Here is a 26,044-nt window from a genome sequence, read left to right as displayed (position 1 = left end):
GTTCAGACGGCCTAAATTTATTTTACTCTGCCAGTTCTACTTGTTCATGCCCCATTAATTCCTGCCCCACTCCGGCAAGCAGGTTCAGATAACGCTCATACTGCTTGAGCATATCGGCAATCAATTCTTTTTGCGTCATATATTGCACATCGTATCCATCGCGCCCATCCGAGAAATACGTCAACGGTATGAACGTTGCCGCATATTTGAGATGAGGCAGGCTGTCTTCGCGAATCAACTGATCGGTAATTTCCCGCTTTACGGATTTAATCCCATAGACAAAATCCCTTACCGTCCCTTTATGTACCACCAGTTCCACCGATGGCTCATCCTGTTGCAACAGGCAACGGATTTCTACGTCCATATTGTATTTTTGGGTCAATTCGTTTTTCAATTCCTGCATTGCCGGAAGCGCCATATTTTTCATAAATTTGATGATATCGGCTTCCTGCGTCTGATTCATCATTTGGCCAAGGCGTTCCCTCCAATGATCGCCCGACCAGAAAATACTGCTCGGATTGACGGCGGTTGCAAAATATTTGGCATCGTTGTTCAGGGCTTTCCACAAAGAAACCATCATAAAAATCATCAACACTGCAAACGGCAGAGACGCAATCAGGGTCATGGTTTGCAAGATAGGCAAACCGCCGGCACCCAGCAACACAATAGCCACAGCCGAAATCAACACGCCCCACATAACCGATTGCCACTTAGGCGAAGCCAGCCCTTTATCGCGCGAAGCAATATTGTTCAGCACATAAATGCCCGAGTCGGCAGAAGTGATAAAAAACAGCGAAATCACCAGCAATGCCACCAAGCTGCTGACAACCGGCCACGGCAAATAATTCAAAAAGGCAAACAACAATTTTTCAGGCTCGTTGGTCAAGGCAGACAAGGCGCCGTTTGCCACATGCGTGTCCAGCCACAAGGCTGAATTGCCAAATACGGTAAACCACAAAATACTCATCAGGCTAGGCACTGCCAATACGCCAAAAATAAATTCGCGGATGGTTCTGCCTCGCGAAATTCGGGCAATGAACAAACCAACAAAAGGTGACCACGAACACCACCAAGCCCAATACAACACCGTCCAGCCGGTAAACCATTTTGTATGCTCAGGCTCGTAGGTATATGACTTAAAGCTGAACGAAACGAAGTTGCTCAAATAAGTGCCCAAATTGTCGCTGAATGCGAAAATCAAATACGTCGTCGGCATACTCAACAAGACAAACAGCATCAAAGCCAGTGCCAATACCAAGTTGGTTTCACTCAAAATTTTGACGCCTTTGCCCACGCCCGAAGTTGCGGAAAATATGGCAATCGCCATCACAACAACAATAATGCCGACCTGCAAGACATAGCTGTTGTCCTGCACCCAGCCCATCTTCAACAAACCGGAACCCATTTGTGCCGCGCCAAATCCCAAGGTTGTGATAATACCGAACAAAGTTGCAATCAAAGCCATCACATCGATGGCATCACCCATTTTGCCGTTGATTTTGTCTTTTAAAATCGGATAAAAGCAGGAGCGCAACGCCAACGGCAATTTATAGCGGAAACCGAAATACGCCAAGGCAAGCGCAATGATTCCGTAGATTGCCCAGGCATGAATCCCCCAGTGGAACACCGTATGCAGAATCGCCTCTTGCGCATTGCCTTTGGCAATCGGGGAAGAGAAATGTGATAACGGCTCAGCCACACCGAAAAACATCAAGCCCACGCCCATGCCGGCCGCAAACAGCATGGCCAGCCATGATAAAAACGAAAACTCAGGTTCATCCTCGTTTGTACCCAGCCTGATACTGCCGAAGCTGCTGATGGGAAGCGCCAATAAGAAAATAAGGAATACAGAGAAAGTCAGAATGTAAAACCAACTGACATTTTGAAAAATAAACTGCTTCATGGCATTTAACAAAGCCTCAGTATTTTGAGGCCAAACCAAAGCAGCTGACAAAAGCAAAAGGACGAAGAAAAGCGTAATACCGACCACGCTTGGGTTGAAAGAAGATTTGTTTTGAATGAATTGTTTGAATTTCATATCGGTTCCGTAGTTGATACAGCGCATATTTGAAGAACAAACGGGCTGCCGATTGATAAAGAAAGAAACGTTTCCGTATACCTTCTCAAACTATTCTAGAACGAGAGATATTTATTCTAATAATTTTTAAATTATATCACAAAATCAATAAGTTACCAAAATTAATAAAATTTATATTTAAAATCATGATGTTACATAACAATAAAGGCCGTCTGAAACACGATTGTTTCAGACGGCCTTTACATTCAAATCAGTTAATCAGTCTGCTTCCTGATTCAACTGCTTCTTCAGCCTCCTCATCGCCTGTCGGTGGCGTTTCCATCAAATCAGGCAACACCAGCTCGCCCAATTCAGTCAGCGGCGGCAATTCTTCCAAACTTTCCAAACGCAAATCGCTTAAGAATGTTGCCGTTGTCGCCCACAAAGCCGGACGGCCGATAGAATCACGGTGGCCAATGACTTCAATCCAGCCTCTATCCTGCAAGGTTTGCATTACATTTTGCGACACCGCCACGCCGCGTATGCCTTCGATATCACCACGCGTTACCGGTTGCTGATAGGCAATAATCGCCAGCGTTTCCATCACGGCGCGGGAATAACGCGGCGCGCGCTGCTCTTGCAGGCTGCCCAGTCGTTCAAATGCGGCTTGGGCGATTTGGAAGCGCCAACCCTCATGAGTATGCACCAGTTGCAAAGCCCTGCCCTGCCAACGGGTCTTCAGTTGCGCCAATACGTCAATCAGCTTGTCTTGCGACAACGGCGGCACGCACAATTCGCGCATGGCTTTTTCGTTTAAGGGTTCGACTTGCGTCAACAGCGCCGCTTCAATCAGCGCATCGGGAGAAAGTTTTTCAGTCATAATAAAATTAATGTTCAGACGGCATAAACAGCCAAAGGCCGTCTGAAAGATAATATGGTCAATGATTTGTTACGCGCTCAAATGCGCTTTCAGTTTTTCTTCGTCCAAAAACCAATGGCAGATTTCGGTATCGCCATCCAGTAAAACAGGCACCAGCTCATTGTACTTTTCTTCTAAAACCGGATCGGCATCAACATCAACAATATCCAGCTCAAATCCAAACTGCTCCTGATAAGGCTTTAATTGTTCACGCATTTTGTGGCACAGGCTGCAATATTCCCGAAACATCAAGGTCAGTTTCATGGCGGTTACTCTCGGAGGGACAAAAGCGGCCATTGTATAGCAAAATGCTTCCAAACCATACAGGCATGACAAAGGCCGTCTGAACAGGCGTGAAACAACACCTTCAGACGGCCTTTGTGTGTATTCTGAAATTAAGACTGAACGTTGATACCGGCAGTCACAGTATTTTGGGCACTGCTTGCAGTCAAAAACGATGCAGCCAATTCGCCGCAGCAACCGCAACAAGTCGCCACGCCTAATTGAGCCTGCAAATCGCTCATGGTGGTTGCACCGGCGGCGATGGTCTCTTTGATGTCGTGGTCGGTAATGGCATTGCAGATGCATACGAACATGATGTGCTCCAATTATTTTGTTACTCTCTGTAATTGAGAGTAGGATTTATTCTTGAACGTAAATATAAATAAAAACGGTTTGCATTGCAATATTGGTACAGCCCTTTTGCTTTGAAATTTTTCTATGGAAATTTATATTTTGATTGATATTTTATAATTTTAAATTTTGATAACTGTTCAGACGGCCTCAATAAAAAAGCGACACCTTCGAGATGCCGCCTTTATTTATGAACGGGAATGGTGTTCATCGACCATGTTTTTCAAACGGATATTGGCAACATGGGTATAAATCTGCGTGGTATTAATATCGGAATGTCCCAACATCATCTGGACTGAGCGCAAATCGACGCCGTGATTGACCAAATGCGTGGCAAAAGCATGACGCAAGCCGTGTGGGCTGAGCGAAGCAATACCGGCCGCTTCGGCATATTCTTTGACTATCATCCATGCAAGCTGACGGCTGATGCCGCTGCGTTTCTGACTGACAAACACTTCGTCGCAGATTTTGTTTTTTAGCAACAACTGGCGCGATTCGTTGCAATAGCGTTCCACCCAATATGCCGCTTCCTGTCCCAGCGGAACCAAACGCAATTTGTCGCCCTTGCCTATGGTGCGGATACTGCCGCGATGTAAATCGATATCGCTGAGCGTCAATTTGACGGCTTCGGTCACGCGCAAGCCTGTTGCATACATGACTTCAAGCAAGGCTTTGTCGCGCAGTCCGTGCGGCGTTTCCACATCCGGTGCAGCCAGCAGCGCGTCGATTTGGGCTTCGGTAATCAGCGTGGGCAGTTTGCGTTCCGATTTCGGCGCTTTGAGAAAACGGGTGGGATTGTCTGCTCTTTGGCCTGTTTCTTCCAACCAGCCGTACATACGCTTGCAAGCCGACAATGCCCGCGCTTGGGACGTGTTTTTTTCCCCCTCTGCATACACGGCATCAGACAGGGCAAATTCATCGGCACTCAACCAATCCTGCCCGCCCTCGGCCAAACGCGCGGCGACTTTGACCAAATCACGGCGGTAACTTTGCAGCGTATTGTGACTGAGCCTGTCTTGCAGCCAAAGGGATTCAAGCAGTTTGTCTATTAAATCGTCCATATTCATCAAACTGTATTGAAAGGCCGTCTGAACGGCATGACTTTACATCCGTTCAGACGGCCTTAGGTTTTCAAAGCCCTATTAAGAGGCTTGAGAAATTGTATCCAACACTTCCTGCGCGTGTCCGGCCACTTTGACTTTGCGCCATTCATGGGCGATTTCGCCGTTTTCGTCCAACACAAATGTGCTGCGCTCGATGCCGAGGGATTCTTTGCCGTAAAGCTTTTTCAGCTTGATCACGTCAAACAGTTTGCAGACGGTTTCTTCTTCGTCGCTCAACAATTCAAACTGGAAGCCTTGTTTGGCGCAGAAGTTCTGATGCGATTTGACACCGTCGCGCGAAATACCGACAACGGTATAGCCCAATGCTTTGAATTGTTCCAATCGGGCATTGAAATCCAAGCCTTCGGTGGTACAGCCGGGCGTGCTGTCTTTAGGATAAAAATAGACAACCAACGGCAAATGTTCGGCGGAGTTAAAATCGCTGCCGGAAGAAGATGGGAGTGTGAATTGATATTTTGACATATTATTCCTTTCAGACGGCCTAAACCTAGCCTGCGTTTATTTTTCGCTTAAATTCAAATAACTGCGCGTACCTTGAAAATCCTCCAATGCGCGTAACAAAAGCTGGAAGTGGTCGTCATTGCCGGCCAAATCCAACTCATCGGCATTGACGGTCAGCAAAGGCGCGCTTTGATACAAATGGAAGAAATGGCTGTATTCGTCATGCACCCGTCCCAAATAGCCTTCGGGAAACAAGCTGATGATGCCTTCGTGACGTTTTTGTAGGCGTTTGCGGTTGTTTTCGACGGCGGTTTGCAGATAAATCACCACATCGGGCTCTGCGTATTGCGGCAGAATGCGTTGCTTCATATCGGCAAAAAGCTGCTGCTCGTCATCATTCAAAACGATAGGCGTAAAAATACGGTCTTTTTCCGGCAGAAAATCAGCCACAACCATTCCGCCTTGCGCGCATTGATCTTCAATAATATTCACGCTTTCAGCGCGGCGCGTCAGGAAGAAAAGCTCGGCAGCCAAGCCATTATTGGAAACATTGCTGTAAAACTTCATGAGAAACGGATTGTGATCCGGATTCTCCGACAACAGCAACGCGCTGAAATGCTCTGCCAAGCGGCGGCTCAAAGCGGTCTTGCCACTACCGATGGCGCCTTCGACAACAATATAACGAGGATTCATAGTAACTCTTTGTAATGTGTTTCCCAACAATATTTTATAGCAAAAAAGGCGTGTCCAACACGCCCTTTCTTGTTTTAGTCCGTTTTTCAGACGGCCCTTATTCTTTTAACAGGCGAATACCCTGCCCGCCCAAAGCCTGAGCCAAATCAGCCGCACGTCCATGCTCGCCCAACTCGAAATCCGGAAGGATTTCGGCCAACGGCAACATCACGAAACTACGCTCATGCGCGCGCGGATGCGGCAAGGTCAGATGAGGGTCATCGCTGCGGATACCGTCAAAATCGATAATGTCCAAATCCAAAGTGCGCGGCGCATTACGGAAGGTACGTTCGCGCCCAAATTCGGCCTCGATGCGGTTTAACTCTGCCAACAGCGCCACGCCGTCCAATGAAGTTTTCACGGTACAAACGGAGTTCACAAAATCGGGCTGATCGTCATAGCCGACCGGCGCAGTCAGATACAGGGAAGAAGTCTTTTCAAGCCGGATATGCGGATGCGCGGCCAATTCGGCCAAAGCGGCGCGAACCTGTTCGGCAGGATTGGCAAGATTGCTGCCCAAAGCGATAACGGCAAAATGCGGATACATTTCAGACGGCCTCTTTTAAAACGGCAGCGTTTTGGTTTTGGCAAGGAAAACAATCGTGGCAACACACGACATGGCCAAAACGTAGACGATATAGAACTTCGGCGAACGCGGAAGAGAACGCATCATAATCATGCCCAACACAATATAAACCAGCAACAGCAAGATTTTCATGCCGAGCCACGGCGCATTGAACGGCGAAAAATGGGTAATCTTCATCAGCCACAAGCCGGTAAACAGCAACATGGTGTCGTTCAAATGCGGCATGGCTTTCCAAATGCCTGCCAACGGCTTCTCAGGATGACGCCAGAGTAGGAAAAAACGGATGTTGAACAACAGGATGGTAATGGCAACGAAAATCTGATGGCTGTATTTTACAAACAGATATTGCATGGCAGTTTCTTATGTTAAAGGTTGAAAAACAAAGCAGCTATTTTACCGCAAACATCTATTTTTGACGCAACTTTTCAATCGCCAGCAGATAGGGAGGCGCATTGCGGCGGTTGACAAAGCCATAGCGTAACACGGCGAATGCTTCCTGCGGCAAAGTTTCCGCCCATTGCACAATCGCTTCAGCCTCTATTCGGCCGGCTTCATGCCCCGGATACAATACAGCCACGGCAAGCCCGCCCTCTTTCAGCAAACCCAAAGTATCCGTCAGCGCACGGATGCTGCTTTCCGCTTCAGTCGTGCAGCTTTTATCGCCACCCGGCAGCCAACCGAAATTAAATACTGCAGCATCTAAAGGCTCGTCGATATAAGACAAAAGGTTTTCATGGCCGTCATGTATCAGGGCAACCCGGCCATCTACACCGTTTTCTTTCAGACGGCCTTGAGTCTGCGCCAGTGCTTTGGGTTGCACATCAAACGCCCACACCCTACCCGTCTCACCAACCAACTGTGCCAACAGCAAAGTATCATGCCCGTTTCCGGCCGTCGCATCCAAAGCGCGGCCGCCTGCTTTTAAGGCTTGTCGTAACAAGGAGTGGGCAAAGGGAAGAATGTTTTCAAGCAGCATGATAAAGGTCGTCTGAAAATAAAAATACCCTACCGCAAAAGCGGTAAGGTATTGAAAAACAGGAATGCGTTACATCATTTATTCGGCAGGTTGTTGCACAGTCTCAACTTGAACCGGAGCAGCTGCGGCAGCGGCTTGAGGTTGCTTGTTTTCGTGTTGCAGGCTGACTGCGCGTGCAGGAACGATTGTTGAGATAGCGTGTTTGTAAACCATTTGAGTGACGGAAGTATTACGCAGCAGAACAACGTACTGGTCGAATGATTCCACTTGGCCTTGCAGCTTGATGCCGTTTACCAAGTAGATTGAAACCGGAACGTGCTCTTTACGCAACGCATTCAAAAAAGGATCTTGTAACATTTGTCCTTTAGCTGTCATATTCTTGAGCTCCATTATTATGATTGTAAAGACGCCAAAATCGGCGTTTGATGGGATTGTAGCCCGAATAGGATAAATTACCAACTATTTTTTTCTATCACACCGTTTAGGAATCCAGCAATAAGGGAACTTTCCAGTTAAACCGACTGTTTCATTTCCATATTCACAACAATCCCAAATCCAAATTTGATGTTTTTTAAATTCGGCAAACCCTATCGAAAATATGCCATAAGATTCCAATAAACTGTTTTTCATTATAAAAAGGCCGTCTGAAATTGTTCAGACGGCCTTTATGTTTATTTGCTGAATTGTTTTTTCACGCTGACTTTGGTTTTCTTCTTGAAGCGGTTTTTCTCTTCCTTGCGGCCTTCGCGTTTCTCAATACGGTTGCTCAAGCTGACACGGCGCAACGGTTTTTTCTTCGGTTTGTCTTCCGCATTTTCATACGGGTTTTCCGAAACATTGTATTGAATTCTGAGCGGCGTACCTTGCAGATTGAAGGCTTTACGGAACGTTTGGGTCAAATAGCGCGTGTAGCTGTCAGAAATGGCGTGTAGCGAATTGCCGTGTACCACAATCACCGGCGGATTCATGCCGCCTTGGTGGGCATAACGCATTTTCGGACGCACCAAGCCAGCACGCGGCGGCTGTTGACGCTCGATCGCGCTTTGCAAGACACGCGTGATTTTCGGCGTCGGCATCTTAATCATTGCCGCATTATAGGCAGCCTGAATGCTTTCAAACAAACCGTCTATACCGCGCTCTTTCAACGCAGAAATAAAGTGGAACTTAGCAAAATCAAGGAAATACAGTTTGCGGTTGATATCGCGTTTCACTTGCTCGCGGCGCTCTTCGCTGATACCGTCCCATTTATTGACCGCCACCACCAAAGCACGGCCTGCTTCCAAAGCAAAACCTGCAATCGTCGCATCTTGGTCTGCGATATCTTGTTGCGCGTCCAATACCAAAACAGCAACATTTGCCGCTTCAACTGCCTGCATGGCTTTGATAACGGAGAACTTTTCCACCGCTTCATCCACTTTGCCGCGACGGCGCACACCTGCGGTATCGATGATGGTAAACGGTTTGCCTTCACGTTCAAAATCAATATGGATACTGTCGCGCGTCGTGCCTGCCATATCGAAAGCAATCACACGCTCTTCGCCGAGAATGGCGTTTACCAAGGTTGATTTACCGACATTTGGACGACCGATTACAGCAAAAACAGGATGTTTGGCTTCTTCCTCTTCCTTTTCAGGCTCAGGGAAGGTTTCCAAAATATCTTCAATCAGATAATACACGCCATCGCCGTGCGCACCTGAAATAACATAAGGGTCGCCCAAGGCAAGTTCGTAGAACTCGGCGGCAAGCACGGCTCTATTGCCGCCTTCGCCCTTATTCACGGCCAAATAAACGGGACGCGGACTTTGGCGCAAACGGTCGGCAATGATTTTGTCTTGTGGCGTCAAACCGGTGCGGCCGTCCACCAAAAACACAACTGCATCGGCTTCATCGACAGCCTGCAAGGTTTGTTTTGCCATTTCGTGCAAAATGCCGCTGTCCACAACCGGCTCAAAACCGCCGGTATCGATGACCAAATAAGGTTTGCTGCCGACTTTGCCATGACCGTAATGGCGGTCACGCGTCAGGCCGGGCAAGTCATGCACGAGCGCGTCTTTGGTGCGCGTCAAACGGTTGAATAAAGTAGATTTGCCGACGTTAGGGCGGCCGACAAGCGCAATGGTTGGTTTCATGATTGAGTCTTTCTGTGTCAAGTGCCGCCTAAAAACGGGAGCGGAACACAAGCAGGTGTTTTAAAAACACGGTTGATAAGGATAAGTGTAGGCCGTCTGAAAAGTCATTGCAACTTCAGACGGCCTTGATTTCAAACAAACTTATTTCAAGCTGTCGATTTTCATTTGCAGCAATTCGCGGCCTACTGCGGTTTGCGGCATTTTGCTCAAAGCAGCTTCGTAACTTTGTACGGCTTCTTTGGTTTTATTTTGGGCAACGTAAACATCGCCTTTGGTTTCCAGCATCAAGGGCTCGAAATCAGCCTCAACCTGAGTATTCAGGGCATTGATGGCGGCATCGTATTTTTTCTGCTGCAACAGGACAACGCCCAAACGCTGTGCTGCCAAAGCTTGAACCAGCGGTGCGTTTTGGTTTTTCAGCACCCAATTCAAATGACCTTCCGCCACATCATAACGGCCGGCATCAAACTCGGTCGCCGCCACCATCAAAGTGGCTTGGGCTGTCGAAATAGAATCAGGATAGTTTTTTTGCAATTCGGCCAAATCGGCGTTGATGGCTTTTGGGTCGGTTTTTTGCTGCGCTTTTTCCACCATTTGCGCCAATACGGCGGCAGCTTCCTGATCTTTTGAAGCTTTTTGACCTTGGTAAATGGTGTAACCCAAATACCCCAAAGCCGCCACGATCAGCAAGGCAAAGATCCAACGGCCGATGCTTTTCCAAAAATATTTAAAGTTGTCTAACTCTTGTTGTTCTTCCAAATGGGCTGCCATTTATGCGTTCTTCCATTGTTGTAAAGTGTCTGTCAAATCAGCGGCAGCAACGGTTTGTTGTTCGTGTTCGCCCTGCATATCTTTCAGGGTAACCGTACCGTTTGCCAGCTCATCCTGAGCCACAATCAGGGCAAAGCGTACGCCACTGTTGTCTGCTTTTTTCATTTGCGCTTTCAGGCTCTGATAGCCGGAATGCTGCATCACATTGAAACCTTGAGCGCGCAAGGCTTGCGCGTATTTCATCACCTGCAAGTCCGCACCTTCGCCTTGGTGCATTGCATAGACATCAGGCGCAGCGTTCACTTCCAGCGAGCCGTATTCGCTCACCAAAAGCAGCAGGCGCTCAATACCCATCGCAAAGCCGATAGACGGCGCAGGTTTGCCGCCAAGTTCTTCAATCAAACCATCGTAACGACCGCCACCGCACACAGTCGCCTGCGCACCGAGTTTGTCGGTCGTCCACTCAAAAACCGTCTGATTGTAGTAATCCAAACCACGGACCAAGCGCGGATTTTCAATATATTGAATACCCAAACCGTCCAACATCGCCTTGAAGCGTGCATAGTGGTTTTGCGAAGCCTCGCCCAAGTAATCCACCAAACGCGGCGCCGCGTTGCAGATTTCCTGCAAATCAGGGTTTTTCGTATCCAAAACGCGCAAAGGATTGGTTTTCAGACGGCGTTTGCTGTCTTCGTCCAGTTGCGCCTCATAGCGGGTCAGATATTCAACCAATGCCGCACGGTGTGCCGCACGTTCCTCACGGTTGCCCAAGCTGTTGATTTCCAAAGTCAGGTATTCGCGAATACCCAATTTTTCCCATAAGTCGGCAGACATCGCGATGATTTCCGCATCGATATCCGGCCCTTCAAAACCCAAAGCCTCGATACCGACCTGATGGAACTGACGATAACGGCCTTTTTGCGGACGCTCGCGGCGGAACATCGGCCCCATATACCACAGCTTTTGCGGGCTGTTGTACAGAAGGTTGTGTTCGACCACCGCACGCAGACAAGAAGCCGTACCTTCAGGGCGCAGGCTCAAACTCAAAGAATCGTTTGAATCGGAGAAGGTGTACATTTCCTTGCCAACCACATCGGTTTCCTCGCCGATGGAGCGGACAAACAAACCGGTTTGCTCGACAATCGGGGTACGGATTTGCTGATAGCCGTAAGCGCGTGTCCAACGGCCAACCGTATCTTCAAACGCCTGCCAAAACGCAGCCGTCAGTTTGAAATCTTTTTGTTCGACAGGTAAAAGGTCGTTCATACCTTTTACAGATTGAATTTTTTGTACCATTTCAATATGGGATAAGCGAAAATCAAATAGTTGGGCATTATAGCTGATTTTTAAGGGTTTGTGAGGTTGGGAACAAATCAAAAGGCCGTCTGAAACAGTTTTCAGACGGCCTTTGATCGATTAACGTACTTATCCAACCTACTAACCGCGGCCCATCCGCATCACAGGCGCATCAACCTGCTGCATCTGCTCCTCCGCCAAGCGCGCCATTTCCTGCTCGCGTTCCTGCGTAGCATAAACTTTGTCTACGTTTTGCCGCAAACCGCGTCCGACATTAGAATCCAGCATGCTATCCAAAGCGGCATACATTTTGTTATCGTCATCTGACAGCAAGGCTGCAAAACCGTATTCACGAAATTCGTTGGCAGAAGCGTTTTTAGCCAAGGGTTTGCTGATGTCAGCATTCGTAGCGAAATCGTACTGCGTATCTCGTTTGTTTTCGGAAAAAATCACTTTGTGATACCACTCCTGTTTTGGCATAGGATGCGTCCGCTTTCCAGGAGGTGTGTTTAACGGGCTGTTGGTTATTTGATTCGGAATGCTGTCAAATGCTTTTATATTATTTAAAACTTTAACACTTCCTTCATCATTGATTAGTCCAAAGATTTTTTTGTCGTAGATTTTAGCATGGCGTAAAGCGCCATAAGTAAAATCGACACAACTGTTATTAAACGCATCATACCAATCTTTATTAAATCCATACCGTTCCGGATTTTTTCCAAATGCCTTTAGTGCATCGTACTGTTCTTTCGTAATTTCCATCGTGCGCTTATAGTGAGGATTTTGATAAATATTAAATTCATCTTTTTCAACTATACCTGGAGCAGAAACATAGGGGAATCTAGTAGGTGCAAACCCCCAACCTTCAGACTCTCTCCCGTCGCTAATTGAATAATAGACATGGCCTGAAATAGAAGGAGCACCTTTTGTCTTAGGAGTGCCAGGAGCGGCTATATAAAGTGTTACGGTGTATTTTTGCATAACTAATCCTGATTGACTAAAAATGGAAAAACTGCTGGAACAATTAATTTTTCATTCGTTTTTTACGTTGATTTTCGTTTTTTACGTTGGTTTATGTACCATAGCACAAGAGCCCATAATATCAGTATGCCTACATATATCGGCCAAAAAATTACCAAAATCATCCATGTATAATCAGAGCCGTGTATTTCTTTAAGTCCTAATGGTGCATCTGCTTGAATTTCCACCACTTCACCAGCTAATACAGGACTTACCGAAACTACCTTAGCCTGCCAGTGGTTATTGCCTGATTTTTCGGCCAATTCAGCGCATGACCAAACTGGAGACAAATTCCTCCATTTCATATTTGTACTTGATGATGATTCATTCATAGCCTCCATACGGCAGGTTTTACCATTATTTAAAACAATATCAATTATTACCGGTTCGCCTTGACAGATACGTTTTTCGGTTTTAACGAAATAATCACAATCTCCCAAATCCCTACTGCGTTTTTCCCATTTTTCAGTTCCATAACTGGAATCATCAACTCGAAATCCTAATTTCAAGGGAATTTCATCAGTATCAAAAGGCCGCCAAACCTGCCATTGCACTTCCTGCCCGGGAGTCAGTTTTAATTGTGTACCCGATAAAGAAGAAGACAGCACACTCAAACACATAAATACGGCAAACAGCAATGCCACCAAACACCAAATCTTCCAGCCTAAAGTCATTTTGAATTTCACATTTATTTCCTTTATTATCAAATCAAATTAACTACATGGACTTATATGATAATATTTTTCAGACGACCCTTTGTCAATGAACAAGCAAGCATTTTGTAAACTTACACAAAAACTTTGATTTTGAGAAATTTTAGGATATTTCCCTCCGTTAAACCGTTTTTCCTGTACTTTTCCGTCAGTCGAAAACAACCACCAAATTTCCTGTCCATCCTGTGTCAGCATGGAAAACTCTTTTTCGGGAATATGTGGCAGATGGTTTGAAGAAATAAAATCCTCATAAGGTTGGTATGAACTTTGGATACATATGTAGTGTGCATTAGGTGCAATAGTAAGAAAACGGCAGGGGAGTGTTTTCAGCTTTTTTCCAATCCTCATCACTGATTACGGAAGAAGGGGTGCAACTGGAAAGCACAAATAATGAGAAAAAAGATAACAACTTTTTAGTTGACAGATTTTTAAAATAATTCATAACTGTTCTTGACAATATAGACATTGTTTTTTCGATTCAGCAGCCTGATAGTTGACACTGTTGGAGACCATCGCCCAATCGATATAGGCATCGAGCCAATCGTCTAAAATGGGTTCTGCTCCCTATGGGCAACGATCATGTTATTGATTCGGACATCTTGGTACACCGTTCCTTGATAACCTGTTACAGGGTTGTTGCGGACGGCTAGAACTTTATATTCATTGTTTCCAATAGTGATGGTTTTATTTCCTTTGGTTACTGTACGGGTGTTGTAGGCATCTGCGGCAAGATCGGCCTGCTGTTGTCTAGTAATATTACTCATGATTGAATTTCCTCAAGGGTTACAGTTATAGTAAACATTTCTTTATGTTCTTCGGCACTATACAATTCAGGAGAGGTAATACCAAAATTGACAAAATCCGGAGAAATGGAACCATCTTCCCGTGTAAAATAAGGATATGACCATTTCCAATAATATTTGGTTAATGTTTTTTTCTCTATCAAATCATTGAAAATATTTCCAAAACTAAATCTAGTCTCTGATGGCTCTCCTGTTGCTTTAAAACCCAAGCCGAATCCCTCTATCTGCCAATGGCAGACACCTTCATTAGAGTAATTTTCATCCTGCATTGCATCAGTATAGACAATGGCTTCGTATTCAAACTCCCCTAGCTGGCGAACTTCAATTTCCAAATCTTTTTCCGGATTGGCAGCCACTCCTTCAATGCGATTAATAATATACGAGCAATTCCTTGCTCCATAACCTACACTCATACTCCCCATCAACTTCAACGGTCCGGGTGCATCGTTAATTTTGATTTTAAGGCGGTATGCCTGCTTGGGATTGGGGTTCAATTGAAATCTTGCTTCGGTCTGCTCTTGGATACTCATGCTTTTCTCCGAACCGCCACAGGCATTCAGGCTTAAGGCTGAAAATACGGCGGCGGTTATTAATACGGTCATCGGCTTCATCGGGTTTCCCTTCTTGGGACGGTAAAAGGCCGTCTAAAAAACAGATTTCAGACGGCCTTAATTATAGCGGAAGTGATGTATAGGCAGACTTACTGACATACAAACGGCAACTTTCCACGCTGTACAAGCGCTTATGCTCAATAAACCATATAAACATCAGACATAAATGACAACCTGCGCATCTTCTTCATCCGGAACACCATCTGAAAAAATCCTAAAAACCGAGTACAATCCGCCGCATGAAAAAACGTACCAATCCCCTCCCCTTTTAGACGGTGTTAAACCCAGCTACTTGGTTTTGCCGCATGAAAAGCAGTTTTACGGCTTGCCGCTGCTGCATTTTTTATGCGCTCATTTTCCCTTTGTCGGCGAAGAAAACTGGCGGCGGCGGCTGAACAGCGGTTTTGTGGTGGGCGCGGATGGCGTGCCGTTTGATGAGAATACTTTGTTCGAGCCCGGCAAGACGATGTTTTATTACCGTGAAACCAGCCGTGAGAGCGAGCCGCGTATTCCGTTTGAAGAAAAGATTTTGCATATTGACGAGCATTTGATTGTGGTGGACAAACCGCATTTTCTGCCCGTCATCCCCAGCGGCAGGTTTTTGCGGGAAACCTTGCTCACGCGCCTGCGTTTGCGGCCTGAATTGCAGCATTTGAATGTTGAAGACATTACGCCGATTCATCGCTTGGACAAAGATACGGCAGGCGTTATGTTACTCTCGCTCAACCCTGCCACGCGTCGTGATTATCAGACCATGTTCCAAGAAAAAACCGTCCAAAAAACCTATGAAGCGGTAGCGCCGACGCGGACGGATTTGGACTATCCGCTGCATATTTCATCACGAATGGAACGCGGCGAAAAATTCTTTCTCACGCGTGAAACGGAAGGCGAACCCAACGCCCACACGACCATCGAGCTTATCGAAAACCGCGGCGCATTCAGCCTCTACCGCCTCACGCCGCACACCGGAAAGAAACACCAGCTCCGCGTGCATATGATGAGTTTGAATATGCCGCTGATGAACGATGCGCTTTACCCTACCCCATTGGCGGCCGGTGATGAAGACTACGACAAACCTTTAAAACTTCTGGCCAAAAAAATAGAGTTTACCGATCCTGTCAGCGGAAAAATACGCGTATTTGAAAGCGGTTTTGCGCTTTAAGTTATCCAATCCAATAAAAAAGGCCGTCTGAAATTGTTCAGACGGCCTTTTTGTCACAGAATCATTTGATTAGTGATGAATGCAGCTGCACTCTTTGTTCATATCAATCACCATACGGCCGGTAATTTTACCTTCGCGCATTTCTTGGAAGATGGCAGGTGCTTCATCCAAAGCACGCAATTCGACTTTAGGCACAACCAAGCCTTCTGCACCAAATTGGAATGCTTCTTCCAAATCTTTGCGGGTACCGACCAGAGAGCCGACCACTTCGATGCCGTCCAATACCAAACGTGGGATAGACAAGTCCATAGACTCAGGCGGCAAACCAACCGCAACGACACGGCCGCCTGCGCGGACGCAATTAACGCCTGAGTTGAAGGCAGCAGCGGATACGGCTGTTACAACGGCTGCGTGTGCGCCGCCGGTTTTCTCTTGGATGACTTGAGCTGCATCTTCTTTGGCGGCATTGATTACCAAATCCGCACCGGTTTCTTTGGCAAAAGCCAGTTTGTCGTCGTTGACGTCAATGGCAACAACGTGCGCGCCAAATACTTTTTTCGCATATTGAACCGCCAAATTGCCCAAACCACCTGCGCCGTAAATCGCAATCCATTGGCCCGGACGAACGCCGGAAACTTTAATCGCTTTATAAGTGGTCACGCCGGCACAAGTAATGCTCGAAGCTTGCGCAGGATCCAAGCCTTCAGGGACTTTGACCGCGTAATCGGCACTCACGATACAGTGGGTCGCCATACCGCCGTCGGCAGTATAGCCTGCGTTCAATACAGAGCGGCACAAGGTTTCGCGGCCGGTATTGCAGTATTCGCAAGACCCGCAACTTTGGAACAGCCATGCAATGCTGACACGGTCGCCAACTTTCAGATTTTTCACACCGTCGGCAACTTCTTTAACCAAACCGATGCCTTCGTGTCCCAACACGCGACCCGGTTTGTCGCCGTAATCGCCTGCCGCAACGTGCAAGTCGGTGTGGCACACGCCGCAATACTCGACTTCCACCAACGCCTCGCCGTATTCCAACGGACGCAGTTCGCGTTCAACAACTTCTACATCGCCTGCTACATCTTTATTTACTACCACAGCATGCATTTTCATGAGAGAGTCTCCTAGGGTGTTGAAAAACTGTTTAGCTATAAATGAGAATACTCCCCATACCCTACGCCGTCAACCCATAATCTTTTTTAAAACAATGGATTATAATGTTATACCATAACAAAATCTATTTAAGCCCTATAAATATTTAAATATATTAACAAATGAACTTTTATTTCAATCAAACCCTTTATTTTTCAGACGGCCTGCTACATGAAACAACATTGCAAATGTAAATTTTGAGAACATTCTCATTTTTAGTACTTGAACCTAAAAAGAAAAAAGCATAAGCTGTTTTCATGGTGTTGAAACACCTATTCCCATTCATTAAGGAGACAGCATTATGGCAAAAGATTTAAATGTGTTTGATAAAGAATACGGCCTTTTGATCAACGGCGAATGGACAAAAGGTAGCGAAGGCAAACTTTTATCCTCTTACAACCCTGCCAATGGCGATGAGTTGGCCAAATTCACAGACGCAACCGATGCCGATGTCGATGCTGCCGTGGCCGCTGCGCAAGAAGCGTTTAAAACATGGCGTAAAACCACGACTGCCGAACGCGCGGCCATTTTGAACAAAATCGCCGACGTAATTGATGAAAACGCCGAATTGTTTGCCCTGCAAGAAACCTTGGACAACGGCAAACCCATCCGCGAAACCCGCGCCGCTGACATCCCGCTGGCTTCCGACCATTTCCGCTATTTCGCCAGCGTGATCCGCGGCGAAGAAGGCACTGCAACCCAGCTTGACGCCGAAGACTTGTCCATCGTTTTGCGCGAACCGATCGGCGTTGTCGGCCAAATCATTCCTTGGAACTTCCCATTCTTGATGGCCGCATGGAAAATCGCTCCGGCATTGGCCGCAGGTTGCACCATCGTCATCCACCCTTCTTCCAGCACTTCATTGAGCCTGTTGTCCCTCGCTCAAAAAATCAACCACTTGCTGCCTAAAGGCGTGTTGAACGTGATTACTGGCCGCGGTTCCAAATCCGGCGAATACATGTTGCACCACAAAGGCTTCAACAAACTGGCCTTTACCGGTTCAACCGAAGTCGGCCGCCGCGTCGGCATCGCTGCCGCCGAATTGCTGATTCCATCCACTTTGGAATTGGGCGGCAAATCTGCCAACATCTTCTTCGACGATATGCCTTTCGACAAAGCCCTCGAAGGCGCGCAAAAAGGTATTTTGTTCAACCAAGGCCAAGTGTGCTGCGCCGGTTCGCGTATCTTCGTTCAGGAAGGCATTTACGACAAATTCGTCAATGCTTTGGCGGAAGAATTCAAAAAAATCAAAGTCGGCCTACCTTGGGAAGACGACACCCAAATGGGTTCGCAAGTCAATGCCGGTCAACTCGAGACCATTTTGAAATACGTCAAAATCGGCGAACAGGAAGGCTGCCGCATCATTACCGGCGGTAAAAAAATCGAAGGCGCATTGGGCAAAGGCGAATTTGTCGAGCCTACTTTGATTGAAGCCAGCAGCAACGAAGCCCGTGTTGCCCAAGAAGAAATCTTCGGCCCGGTTGCCACCGTGATTAAATTCAAAACCGAAGAAGAAGTCATCAAAATGGCCAACGACAGCGAATACGGCTTGGGCGGCGCAGTGTGGAGTACCGACATCAACCGCTGCCTGCGTGTTTCCAATGCATTGGAAACCGGCCGCGTTTGGGTAAACTGCTACAACCGCCTGCCTGCCGGCGCGCCGTTTGGCGGCTACAAAACTTCAGGTATCGGCCGCGAAACCCACAAAATGATGCTCGCCGCCTACACCCAAGTGAAAAACATCTACATCAGCACCCGTGAAGAACGCGAAGGCTTCTATTGATTCTGTGATTCACAGTAATCTGATTTAGAACATAAAAGGCCGTCTGAAACCTGTTTCAGACGGCCTTATCAATTACACAATAACTTTTTTAGAAGATAAATTATGTCGAAACATAAAACACGTTACATTCTGCCGCTGCTGGCCGTGATGGCATCCGCCGCCTGTGTCGGTGCGGCGGGGTCGTCTGATAAAACTAACGAAAAAGCTGCAAAGCAACAGAACAGGGCTATTTGTCCAGAGCCTGTCAATCTGATGAGTGATGATTGCTTGAGTATTACTTTAGGGGAATTCGAGGACAAGCTGAAGAAGAAGTATGAAGAATTATTTCGACGTGCAGTAACCAAAGACCGAAAATTGCACGGATTGTCCAAACAGTATTTTGCAAGCGTCCGCTCGAAATGGGAGGCTTACAAAGAAGAACTTTGCGACGACCCGACGGTAACGACCGATTTGAAAACACCTGCGGACAGGATTTATTCTCTTTGCGCCATCGAACAGACGCAGCTTCATTTGAAAGCATTGGAACGTTTTTAATTTTTTTAGGAGACTGATATGTCGAAACACAAAATCCGTTACATTCTGCCGTTGCTGGCAATAATGACATCCGCCGCCTGTGTCGGTGCAACAGGGTCATCTGATAAAGCTGCAAATGCCGTTAAACCGAAACAGGAAAAGAATCTTTGTCCCGAACCTGTTGACCAAATGGATGAAGATTGTTTAGAAATTACTCTGCTGAAACTTGAAAACAAACTGGACATGAAGTACAAAGATTTATTTCGACGTGCCGCTGCCAAAGACCGAAAACTTCATGGCATGACAAAACAGTATTTTACAAGCATCCGCTCAAAATGGAAGGCTTATCAGGACGAACTATGTTACGACCCGACGGTAACGACCGATTTGAAAACACCGGCGGATCGGATTCACACTCTTTGCGCTATCGAACAGACGCAGCTTCATTTGAAGGCATTGGAACGTTTTTGATTTTTTAGGAGACTAATATGTCGAAACACAAAATCCGTTACATTCTGCCGTTGCTGGCAATAATGATATCTACCGCCTGTATCGGTGCGGCAGGGTCGTCTGATAAAGCTGCAGATGCCGTTAAACCAAAACAGGAAAAGAATCTTTGTCCCGAACCTGTTGACCAAATGGATGAAGATTGTTTGAGGCTTACCCTATTAGATTTTGAAATTGCATTAAATAAGAAGTACGAAGATTTATTTCGACGTGCCGCTGCCAAAGACCGAAAACTTCATGGCATGACAAAACAGTATTTTGCAAGCATCCGCTCAAAATGGGAGGCTTATCAGGACGAACTATGTTACGACCCGACGGTAACGACCGATTTGAAAACACCGGCGGATCGGATTCACACTCTTTGCGCTATCGAACAGACGCAGCTTCATTTGAAAGCATTGGAACGTTTTTAATTTTTTTAGGAGACTGATATGTCGAAACACAAAATCCGTTACATTCTGCCGTTGCTGGCAATAATGACATCCGCCGCCTGTGTCGGTGCGGCGGGGCCGTCTGAAAAGGCTATTCCAAAGGTAACAAGGCAAAAACAGGACAGTAAGGACATTTGTCCTCAGAGCATGATGAAAGACATAGACGGACAAGGCTATGAATGTGTAGATATTTTCAGTATGAGGTTGGAAAAGCAACTGAATAAGAAATACGAAAATCTGCTGCACCGTATCGATTCAAAAGACCCCAAATTGAATGGAGTATCCAAAGAATATTTTTTGACTATCCGTAAGAATTGGGAAAGTTATACGGAAATGCTGTGTTCAGACCCATCCGTTACGACGAAAGTTCGTCCTCTTGCAGGACGCTACATCCGTATTTGCAGGTTCGAGCAGAACTTAAACCATTTCAAAGCGTTGGAACGCTTTGAAAATTCTTTATAAAACTGATAGATAGTTAGGAGGCTGATATGAGTCGTTTTACAGGCGGAGACCATCTGAAACCGGAAGACGGTTTGAAATACTATATACATCAAGCCATGATGGTAAACGAATTGTCGGGTGGACGCGGCGCGTACAAAATATCAAATGCGGAGAAGGCTGCCAGCGGTCCGAGTTTCGGTCCTATCCAGTACGACATAGGCGGCAATAATGAAGGGAGGAATTTGTTGGAACGGATTGCGCGAGAGGCAACAGACTCAAAAGGCAATCGTTTTATTTCCGATAATGAAATAAAGCAGATGCAAATCCATCTATACAAGCCGTTCAATAAAATGTCTGCCGAAGACAAACAGGTGTATCAAAATCTGAAACCGAAATTGAATCAGGCTTTGGCTTCCGAAACCGGTATCTCATTAATTAATCGGGATTATGATAAGGCACTTGATGACAAAGTTAACAAGGTAAATAACGTTATCTCTAAAATTACAAATCCTGACAATAAAAAATTCCTGCAATCCAATATGCAGGCACAAGTCTTTATTGCCGATATACGCAACCAATATGGCGATAAAGTAAACGATGCTTTGAAGGAGTTCCTCAGCCAGAGTAAAGAAGATAACGGAGTAAGGCTGCCGGGAGGACGACAGGTCAAAGTCGAAGGCAAACTGGATATGGAAGATTTAAAAAACTTCCGTATGAATACGGCTTACGGCGTCAAACATCCCTCCGATGCCCGTCGCAGAGATAACAATATTGAGGAAATTACCGCCCCTACTCGTACAAAATCGTTATCCCAAACAGATAAATTCCATACCTTGGTTCAAGGCTTACTCAACGATAAGGACGGCTCTTTCGCCAAACAGGTTTTGGCGGAGAACCGCGAAGTTGTTGATGCTTTCAATGCCAAAGTGCAGGAAAGAATGGAACAGGAACGGCAACAAACGGCAGCGAGGGAAATTTCTGTGCAGCAGAATCCTGCGGAAAGGGAATTGGGAGGACGGTCTTTCGGCTGACCGTTCCACATGAGGCCGTCTGAAACCTGTTTCAGACGGCCTTGTTTTATTCTGTTTTGCAATAAATGCTTCATATCTTTCTCAAAAAAAGCCCCATTACTTTCTCTCCGGCCACAGCCAGCAAGGCTCCGGCCACAACCACCATAGCACCCACATAGCTGACGATATTCATATCCGAAGCGGCAAAATAATCGGGGGCGAGATGATGGCCAATGGTAGAAAATATCATGGTGAACACAGGAATCAGCGTGGTGACGATACTGACTTTTGAAGCGTCCCAATGATTGAGCGCTTCGCCGAATGAACCATAGCCGATCAGCGTGTTCAGGCAACAATAGATAAAGCAGCTCCATAAAAACGGATTGCCGATATGGGCGATTTGCAATGGTTCGGCAAATGGCAGGAAAACAAAGCTGCTGCAAAAATAAATCATGAGCAGGATTTGTTGTGAATTGAAATGTTTGGACAAAAGTTTTTGCGCAACGCCGTAGCACACCCAAATCATGCTGCCCGAAGCCGCCATCATCACGCCGACCGCGTAGCTGCCCAAGCTGAAAAGTTCGCCGAATTTGTCGTTGAAAAACATGGCCAAACCCGTCAGCAAAAGCATCAAGCCGATTTTTTGCCAGTGCGTAAAGGCTTCTTTAAACACGCCTACGCCGACCAAAATCATAGTAAAGGGCGAGAGCTGCCACAACACCTGCGTGGTTGTCGGCGAAATATAGTGCAAACCCAGGGCAACAAGCACGAAGTTGGCGGAAATGCCGATAATGCCCAGCACCAATAAAAATAAGGTTTGCTTAGAAAATTCAGATGGCCTCGGCAGCTTGCCGGTCAGCCCCAACAGCACAAACAACACCAGCGAAGCCACTAAAAAGCGTATCCACACCAGCGTGGGCGCATCGACGGCTTTTAAGGCCTGTTGCGCGATAACCGGCAGCGAGCCCCAAGTCATGGTGGCAAGCAGCGCCAATGAAAAGCCGAGCCAAGGTTTTTGTTTCTTCATTTTTCAGACGGCCTTTGCTTACGCGGCTTCCCAGTAGTCGATATAAAGCTGCAATTCGAGATTGTTCCGCCATTCGTTGGCAACGGGGCGGTACACCGTGCGGATGTATTCGGGAATGTCTTCGCTGCAACGCCAAAACATGGCTTCAAATTCGTAGCCGTCTTTTTGCAGCCAGACTTTTTTATGTTTACCTTCCGCGCCCAAAGGCTGCTGGCGGATGACGTGAAATTCGTCGGTAAAACTCGGCGGCGCGAAGCCCTGCCCCAAACGTGTCGGGCAAGGTTCTGCGCCTGTTCCAGCGTAATATCGCGGGCAGGCAGGCTGCCGTCGGTGATGAAGGTTTGCGACAAATCGTCTTCGCACACCATCTCGCGCACGGCTTCTTCAAAGGCCGTCTGAAACGCGGGAATATTGTGTTCAAGTATGCTCAAACCCGCCGCCATCGCGTGTCCGCCGAATTTCAAAATCAAATCGGGATGGCGTTTGGACACCAAGTCCAAAGCATCGCGTAGGTGTAAATTGGGAATGGAGCGTCCCGAACCACGCACTTCGCCGTTGTCGGCAGGCGCAAACACGATGGTCGGACGATAAAAACGGTCTTTGAGGCGGCTGGCAACAATGCCGACCACGCCTTGATGGAAGTCGTCGCGATACGCCACCAAAGTTGTCTGCCCTGGAGGCAGGGTTTCCGGAAAATCATTCAGTGCGTCTTGCAGCATAGACTGCTCGATTTCACGGCGCTCGATATTGAGGTTGTTTAACTGAGCCGCCAGTTCCTGCGCCTCGGCATCATCTCGTGCCAACAGACAGGCAATGCCGACCGACATATCGTCCAGCCGTCCAGCCGCATTGATGCGCGGTCCCAACGCAAAGCCCATATCAAACGGCTGAGCCTTGCGCCAATCGCGCCGCGCCACTTCAAATAAGGCGCGGATACCGGGGCGCATTTTGCCCAAACGCATCCGTTTCAAACCTTGCGACACGAGGATACGGTTGTTGTGGTCTAGAGTGACGACATCGGCGACGGTACCGAGTGCGACCAAATCCAAAAGGTCGCCCAGATTCGGCTCTTTCATGCCGTCTGAAAAATAATTGCGGCGGCGCAGTTCGGCACGCAACGCCATCAATACATAAAAAATCACACCCACGCCCGCCAAGCTTTTGCTTTGGAAACCGCAGCCTTTTTGGTTCGGATTGACGATGATGCAGTCGGGTACGGTCTCGGCAGGCAGATGGTGGTCGGTCACAATCACATCCAAACCCAACTCCTGCGCACGTGCCACGCCTGCAATGCTGGCAATACCGTTATCCACCGTCACCAATAAATCCACACCTTGCTCGGCAGCGATTTCAGCCAGCTCGGGCGTTAAGCCGTAGCCGTGTTCAAAGCGGTTGGGCACAAGGAAATCCACTTTCGCCCCCATCGCCGCCAAACCGCTCATACCGACGGAACACGCTGTCGCACCGTCGGCATCGTAGTCGGCGACAATCAGGATTTTTTCCTGACGCTCAATCGCATCCGCCAGACGGCCGGCGGCGGCTTCGCAGTTTGTCAGCGTTTGATACGGCAAAAGCGCAGCAAGCTTGTCGTCCAACTCGGCCGGACTTTGCACATCACGCGCAGCACACAGCCGTGCAATCAAAGGATCGGTACCGGCAGTGAGCAAGTCGTTAAAAACAGTCGGATTAATGGAACGTGTTTGGATTTTGACGGACATGGTGTGTGGGTTTAAATAGAGAGAAAATTAATATTTTTGAAGCGTTTATTTTAAGGAGGAGGCCGTCTGAAACCTGCAATCCGTTTTCAGACGGCCTTGGATATTATTTGCGTGAAGCATCGATAATTTCACCGATCACGACATATGAGCCTGCTATCACTACGCCGACTGCGTCCAAAGCCAACGTAAATGGCGTTTTCAGGATATTCCCCGTCAACTTCCGCACGTCGGTACTTTTTTTGGTTTCCACATAATAAATTCTGACCGGGACGGCAGTGTCAAAACGGCGGTCTTCGGCAACATTTTTGGGCGTTGCATAATAATGACCTTCGGTAGAAATACACCGTGTGTAGACAGTTTTACCGTCAAGTTTGACCGGCTTGAACGCCAGCTGTTTTAACTTGGCAATCTCGGCAGCTTTTTGAGTATCGTAACGCAGGCAGAAATTCGAGCGGAAAGTTTGCGCTTCAGGGGATTTCAATTCGACCGGCAAAGCCTCATACACCTGTTTTGGATTTTGCCGAACCATTTGAAATCGTTTGCTCAGCTTAGCATCCAAAACCGCCTTCAACTTGGCCGAATCTTTAGGATTAACGACAAACCAATATTTTCCACCCATCATGACCAAGCTGCCTGTTTCCAGTTGCGTATTGTCTTTGGCAACCACGCCAAATGCGTGAATATTGTCTTTGGCAACGGTTTTTTCGGTTGTGATTTGCTGGAACGGGCTATTTCTTTCCCAAAGATCGTTAGTACATCCATTGAGGGTCAATACACCAATCAGCAAGGCAGTTACAGAGTGGCGAAATTTCATGGTCATCCTCCTTCGGTATTACGATACAGGCCGTCTGAAAACCGCAATCCGTTTTCAGACGGCCTTAAGGTTTATTCTTCCCAATCCTGCCCTTCTTCTGAAGCGTCGGATTGACCGGCCTCCATCATTGCTTTAATTTCTTGGAACAGCGCGCGGAAGTTTTTCGGCGGTTTGTTTTGTTCCTGCTCTTTTTTGGTGTTGCGGATCAAGGTGCGCAATTTGCCGGCGTCAGTTTGCGGAAAATCAGCCATAAATTGGGTAATCGCGCCATCGTCTGCCAACAGTCGGGTACGCGCCTGCTCGACACGTTGCAAAAAGGCATTGTGCGCCGTATTGTCGCCGCGCAGTTTGGCCAAATAGGCTTCGATGGGCGCAGGGTCGGTATCGCGCATCAGGCGGCCGATAAATTGTGCTTGGCGTTTGAGCGCGCTGTTGGACGTAATTTTTTTATAGGTGGCAATCGCCTCGAACAAGTCTTCGTCCAAGCCGATTTTTTTCAGCGTATCGCTGGAAAGCTTGGTCAATTCCATACCCAAAGCCTGCAAATCGTTCATCTGCTTTTTCATTTGGGTTTTGCTGACCCACTCGTCTTCTTGTTCAAACATTGTGTTTCCCTGATTTTCTGAATCTGCCTATTTTATCAGTTTTCAGACGGCCTTTCCGTGCGATTTTTGCAGAGGTCGTCTGAAACGGTTAAAATGCCGCAAAACCCTGT

General features: G+C 47.2%; 28 protein-coding genes and 2 pseudogenes. 7 read left to right on the top strand and 23 right to left on the bottom strand.

The window, feature by feature from the left end:
* Positions 1-22: 22 nt before the first annotated feature.
* The 18 genes from KCG55_RS07425 to KCG55_RS07340 form a co-directional block, all read right to left on the bottom strand.
* Positions 23-2,038, bottom strand: coding sequence for a BCCT family transporter (locus KCG55_RS07425; RefSeq protein ID WP_254322621.1), 2,016 nt, complete (start codon positions 2,036-2,038; stop codon positions 23-25).
* Positions 2,039-2,288: 250 nt separating this feature from the next.
* On the bottom strand, positions 2,289-2,897 hold the full coding sequence (gene scpB / locus KCG55_RS07420) for an SMC-Scp complex subunit ScpB (RefSeq protein ID WP_254322620.1): 609 nt from the start codon (positions 2,895-2,897) through the stop codon (positions 2,289-2,291).
* Positions 2,898-2,966: 69 nt separating this feature from the next.
* Complete coding sequence (locus tag KCG55_RS07415; RefSeq protein WP_070461515.1) at positions 2,967-3,200, bottom strand: glutaredoxin family protein; 234 nt, start codon at positions 3,198-3,200, stop codon at positions 2,967-2,969.
* A gap of 131 nt (positions 3,201-3,331) precedes the next feature.
* A complete protein-coding gene (locus KCG55_RS07410; RefSeq protein WP_003681978.1) occupies positions 3,332-3,532 on the bottom strand; it encodes a (2Fe-2S)-binding protein in 201 nt (66 codons plus the stop codon).
* Between the two features lie 225 nt (positions 3,533-3,757).
* Entirely contained in the window at positions 3,758-4,636 is an 879-nt protein-coding gene (gene xerD / locus KCG55_RS07405; RefSeq protein ID WP_432761058.1) for a site-specific tyrosine recombinase XerD, read from the bottom strand.
* Positions 4,637-4,711: 75 nt separating this feature from the next.
* Positions 4,712-5,155 (bottom strand): peroxiredoxin, encoded by a 444-nt coding sequence (locus KCG55_RS07400; RefSeq protein WP_254322618.1) that lies wholly within the window; start codon positions 5,153-5,155, stop codon positions 4,712-4,714.
* A 36-nt stretch (positions 5,156-5,191) separates the two neighbouring features.
* Positions 5,192-5,827, bottom strand: coding sequence for a deoxynucleoside kinase (locus tag KCG55_RS07395; protein WP_070590983.1), 636 nt, complete (start codon positions 5,825-5,827; stop codon positions 5,192-5,194).
* 97 nt (positions 5,828-5,924) lie between these two features.
* Entirely contained in the window at positions 5,925-6,413 is a 489-nt protein-coding gene (gene folK, locus KCG55_RS07390) for a 2-amino-4-hydroxy-6-hydroxymethyldihydropteridine diphosphokinase (RefSeq protein ID WP_254322617.1), read from the bottom strand.
* A gap of 15 nt (positions 6,414-6,428) precedes the next feature.
* Complete coding sequence (locus KCG55_RS07385) at positions 6,429-6,803, bottom strand: SirB2 family protein (RefSeq protein ID WP_254322616.1); 375 nt, start codon at positions 6,801-6,803, stop codon at positions 6,429-6,431.
* A 55-nt stretch (positions 6,804-6,858) separates the two neighbouring features.
* Positions 6,859-7,428, bottom strand: coding sequence for a class I SAM-dependent methyltransferase (locus KCG55_RS07380; protein ID WP_254322615.1), 570 nt, complete (start codon positions 7,426-7,428; stop codon positions 6,859-6,861).
* Between the two features lie 78 nt (positions 7,429-7,506).
* Positions 7,507-7,803, bottom strand: coding sequence for an RNA chaperone Hfq (gene hfq, locus KCG55_RS07375; protein WP_036493792.1), 297 nt, complete (start codon positions 7,801-7,803; stop codon positions 7,507-7,509).
* A 296-nt stretch (positions 7,804-8,099) separates the two neighbouring features.
* Positions 8,100-9,557 carry a ribosome biogenesis GTPase Der gene (gene der, locus KCG55_RS07370; protein WP_049331367.1) on the bottom strand — a complete coding sequence of 486 codons (1,458 nt, stop codon included), beginning with the start codon at positions 9,555-9,557 and terminating at the stop codon, positions 8,100-8,102.
* A 141-nt stretch (positions 9,558-9,698) separates the two neighbouring features.
* The gene (locus KCG55_RS07365) at positions 9,699-10,328 is read right to left on the bottom strand and encodes a YfgM family protein (protein WP_063076036.1); all 630 of its coding nucleotides are present in this window, start codon (positions 10,326-10,328) and stop codon (positions 9,699-9,701) included.
* Positions 10,329-11,624 (bottom strand): histidine--tRNA ligase, encoded by a 1,296-nt coding sequence (gene hisS / locus KCG55_RS07360; protein WP_254322609.1) that lies wholly within the window; start codon positions 11,622-11,624, stop codon positions 10,329-10,331. It abuts the gene before it with no gap.
* A 141-nt stretch (positions 11,625-11,765) separates the two neighbouring features.
* A complete protein-coding gene (locus KCG55_RS07355) occupies positions 11,766-12,605 on the bottom strand; it encodes a hypothetical protein (protein ID WP_254322608.1) in 840 nt (279 codons plus the stop codon).
* A 62-nt stretch (positions 12,606-12,667) separates the two neighbouring features.
* Positions 12,668-13,330, bottom strand: coding sequence for a hypothetical protein (locus KCG55_RS07350; RefSeq protein ID WP_254322606.1), 663 nt, complete (start codon positions 13,328-13,330; stop codon positions 12,668-12,670).
* A gap of 572 nt (positions 13,331-13,902) precedes the next feature.
* Positions 13,903-14,121, bottom strand: a complete 219-nt coding sequence (locus tag KCG55_RS07345) for a hypothetical protein (RefSeq protein ID WP_254322604.1) — start codon at positions 14,119-14,121, stop codon at positions 13,903-13,905.
* Positions 14,118-14,771 (bottom strand): hypothetical protein, encoded by a 654-nt coding sequence (locus tag KCG55_RS07340; RefSeq protein ID WP_254322602.1) that lies wholly within the window; start codon positions 14,769-14,771, stop codon positions 14,118-14,120. The genes KCG55_RS07345 and KCG55_RS07340 overlap by 4 nt, the downstream gene beginning before the upstream one ends.
* A 239-nt stretch (positions 14,772-15,010) precedes the next feature.
* Here KCG55_RS07340 and KCG55_RS07335 point away from each other — a divergent pair.
* Positions 15,011-15,933: pseudogene (locus KCG55_RS07335) on the top strand (RluA family pseudouridine synthase).
* A gap of 69 nt (positions 15,934-16,002) precedes the next feature.
* Here KCG55_RS07335 and adhP read toward each other — a convergent pair.
* Complete coding sequence (adhP, locus tag KCG55_RS07330) at positions 16,003-17,046, bottom strand: alcohol dehydrogenase AdhP (protein WP_003681279.1); 1,044 nt, start codon at positions 17,044-17,046, stop codon at positions 16,003-16,005.
* Positions 17,047-17,386: 340 nt separating this feature from the next.
* Here adhP and KCG55_RS07325 point away from each other — a divergent pair, with 340 nt between their 5' ends.
* From KCG55_RS07325 to KCG55_RS07300, 6 genes are all read left to right on the top strand, one after another.
* Positions 17,387-18,868, top strand: coding sequence for an aldehyde dehydrogenase family protein (locus tag KCG55_RS07325; RefSeq protein WP_254322601.1), 1,482 nt, complete (start codon positions 17,387-17,389; stop codon positions 18,866-18,868).
* Between the two features lie 102 nt (positions 18,869-18,970).
* The gene (locus tag KCG55_RS07320; protein ID WP_254322600.1) at positions 18,971-19,402 is read left to right on the top strand and encodes a hypothetical protein; all 432 of its coding nucleotides are present in this window, start codon (positions 18,971-18,973) and stop codon (positions 19,400-19,402) included.
* A gap of 18 nt (positions 19,403-19,420) precedes the next feature.
* On the top strand, positions 19,421-19,852 hold the full coding sequence (locus KCG55_RS07315; protein ID WP_254322598.1) for a hypothetical protein: 432 nt from the start codon (positions 19,421-19,423) through the stop codon (positions 19,850-19,852).
* Positions 19,853-19,869: 17 nt separating this feature from the next.
* Positions 19,870-20,301 (top strand): hypothetical protein, encoded by a 432-nt coding sequence (locus tag KCG55_RS07310; protein WP_254322596.1) that lies wholly within the window; start codon positions 19,870-19,872, stop codon positions 20,299-20,301.
* A gap of 18 nt (positions 20,302-20,319) precedes the next feature.
* Positions 20,320-20,781 carry a hypothetical protein gene (locus tag KCG55_RS07305; protein WP_254322594.1) on the top strand — a complete coding sequence of 154 codons (462 nt, stop codon included), beginning with the start codon at positions 20,320-20,322 and terminating at the stop codon, positions 20,779-20,781.
* Positions 20,782-20,807: 26 nt separating this feature from the next.
* Entirely contained in the window at positions 20,808-21,791 is a 984-nt protein-coding gene (locus KCG55_RS07300; protein WP_254322593.1) for a hypothetical protein, read from the top strand.
* A gap of 70 nt (positions 21,792-21,861) precedes the next feature.
* On the opposite strand, the gene KCG55_RS07295 is transcribed toward KCG55_RS07300, so the two are convergent.
* The 4 genes and pseudogenes from KCG55_RS07295 to yjgA form a co-directional block, all read right to left on the bottom strand.
* Positions 21,862-22,797 (bottom strand): DMT family transporter, encoded by a 936-nt coding sequence (locus KCG55_RS07295; RefSeq protein ID WP_254322592.1) that lies wholly within the window; start codon positions 22,795-22,797, stop codon positions 21,862-21,864.
* Between the two features lie 18 nt (positions 22,798-22,815).
* Positions 22,816-24,515, bottom strand: a pseudogene (gene recJ, locus KCG55_RS07290) (single-stranded-DNA-specific exonuclease RecJ).
* A gap of 103 nt (positions 24,516-24,618) precedes the next feature.
* Entirely contained in the window at positions 24,619-25,329 is a 711-nt protein-coding gene (locus KCG55_RS07285; RefSeq protein ID WP_254322590.1) for a hypothetical protein, read from the bottom strand.
* A 71-nt stretch (positions 25,330-25,400) separates the two neighbouring features.
* Positions 25,401-25,934, bottom strand: a complete 534-nt coding sequence (gene yjgA / locus KCG55_RS07280) for a ribosome biogenesis factor YjgA (protein WP_254322589.1) — start codon at positions 25,932-25,934, stop codon at positions 25,401-25,403.
* Positions 25,935-26,044 lie beyond the last annotated feature (110 nt).

Origin of the sequence: Neisseria subflava, assembly GCF_024205745.1 — a bacterium.
Classification (GTDB): Bacteria; Pseudomonadota; Gammaproteobacteria; order Burkholderiales; family Neisseriaceae; genus Neisseria; species Neisseria flavescens_B.
This window is presented reverse-complemented; position numbering and strand designations above follow the sequence as displayed.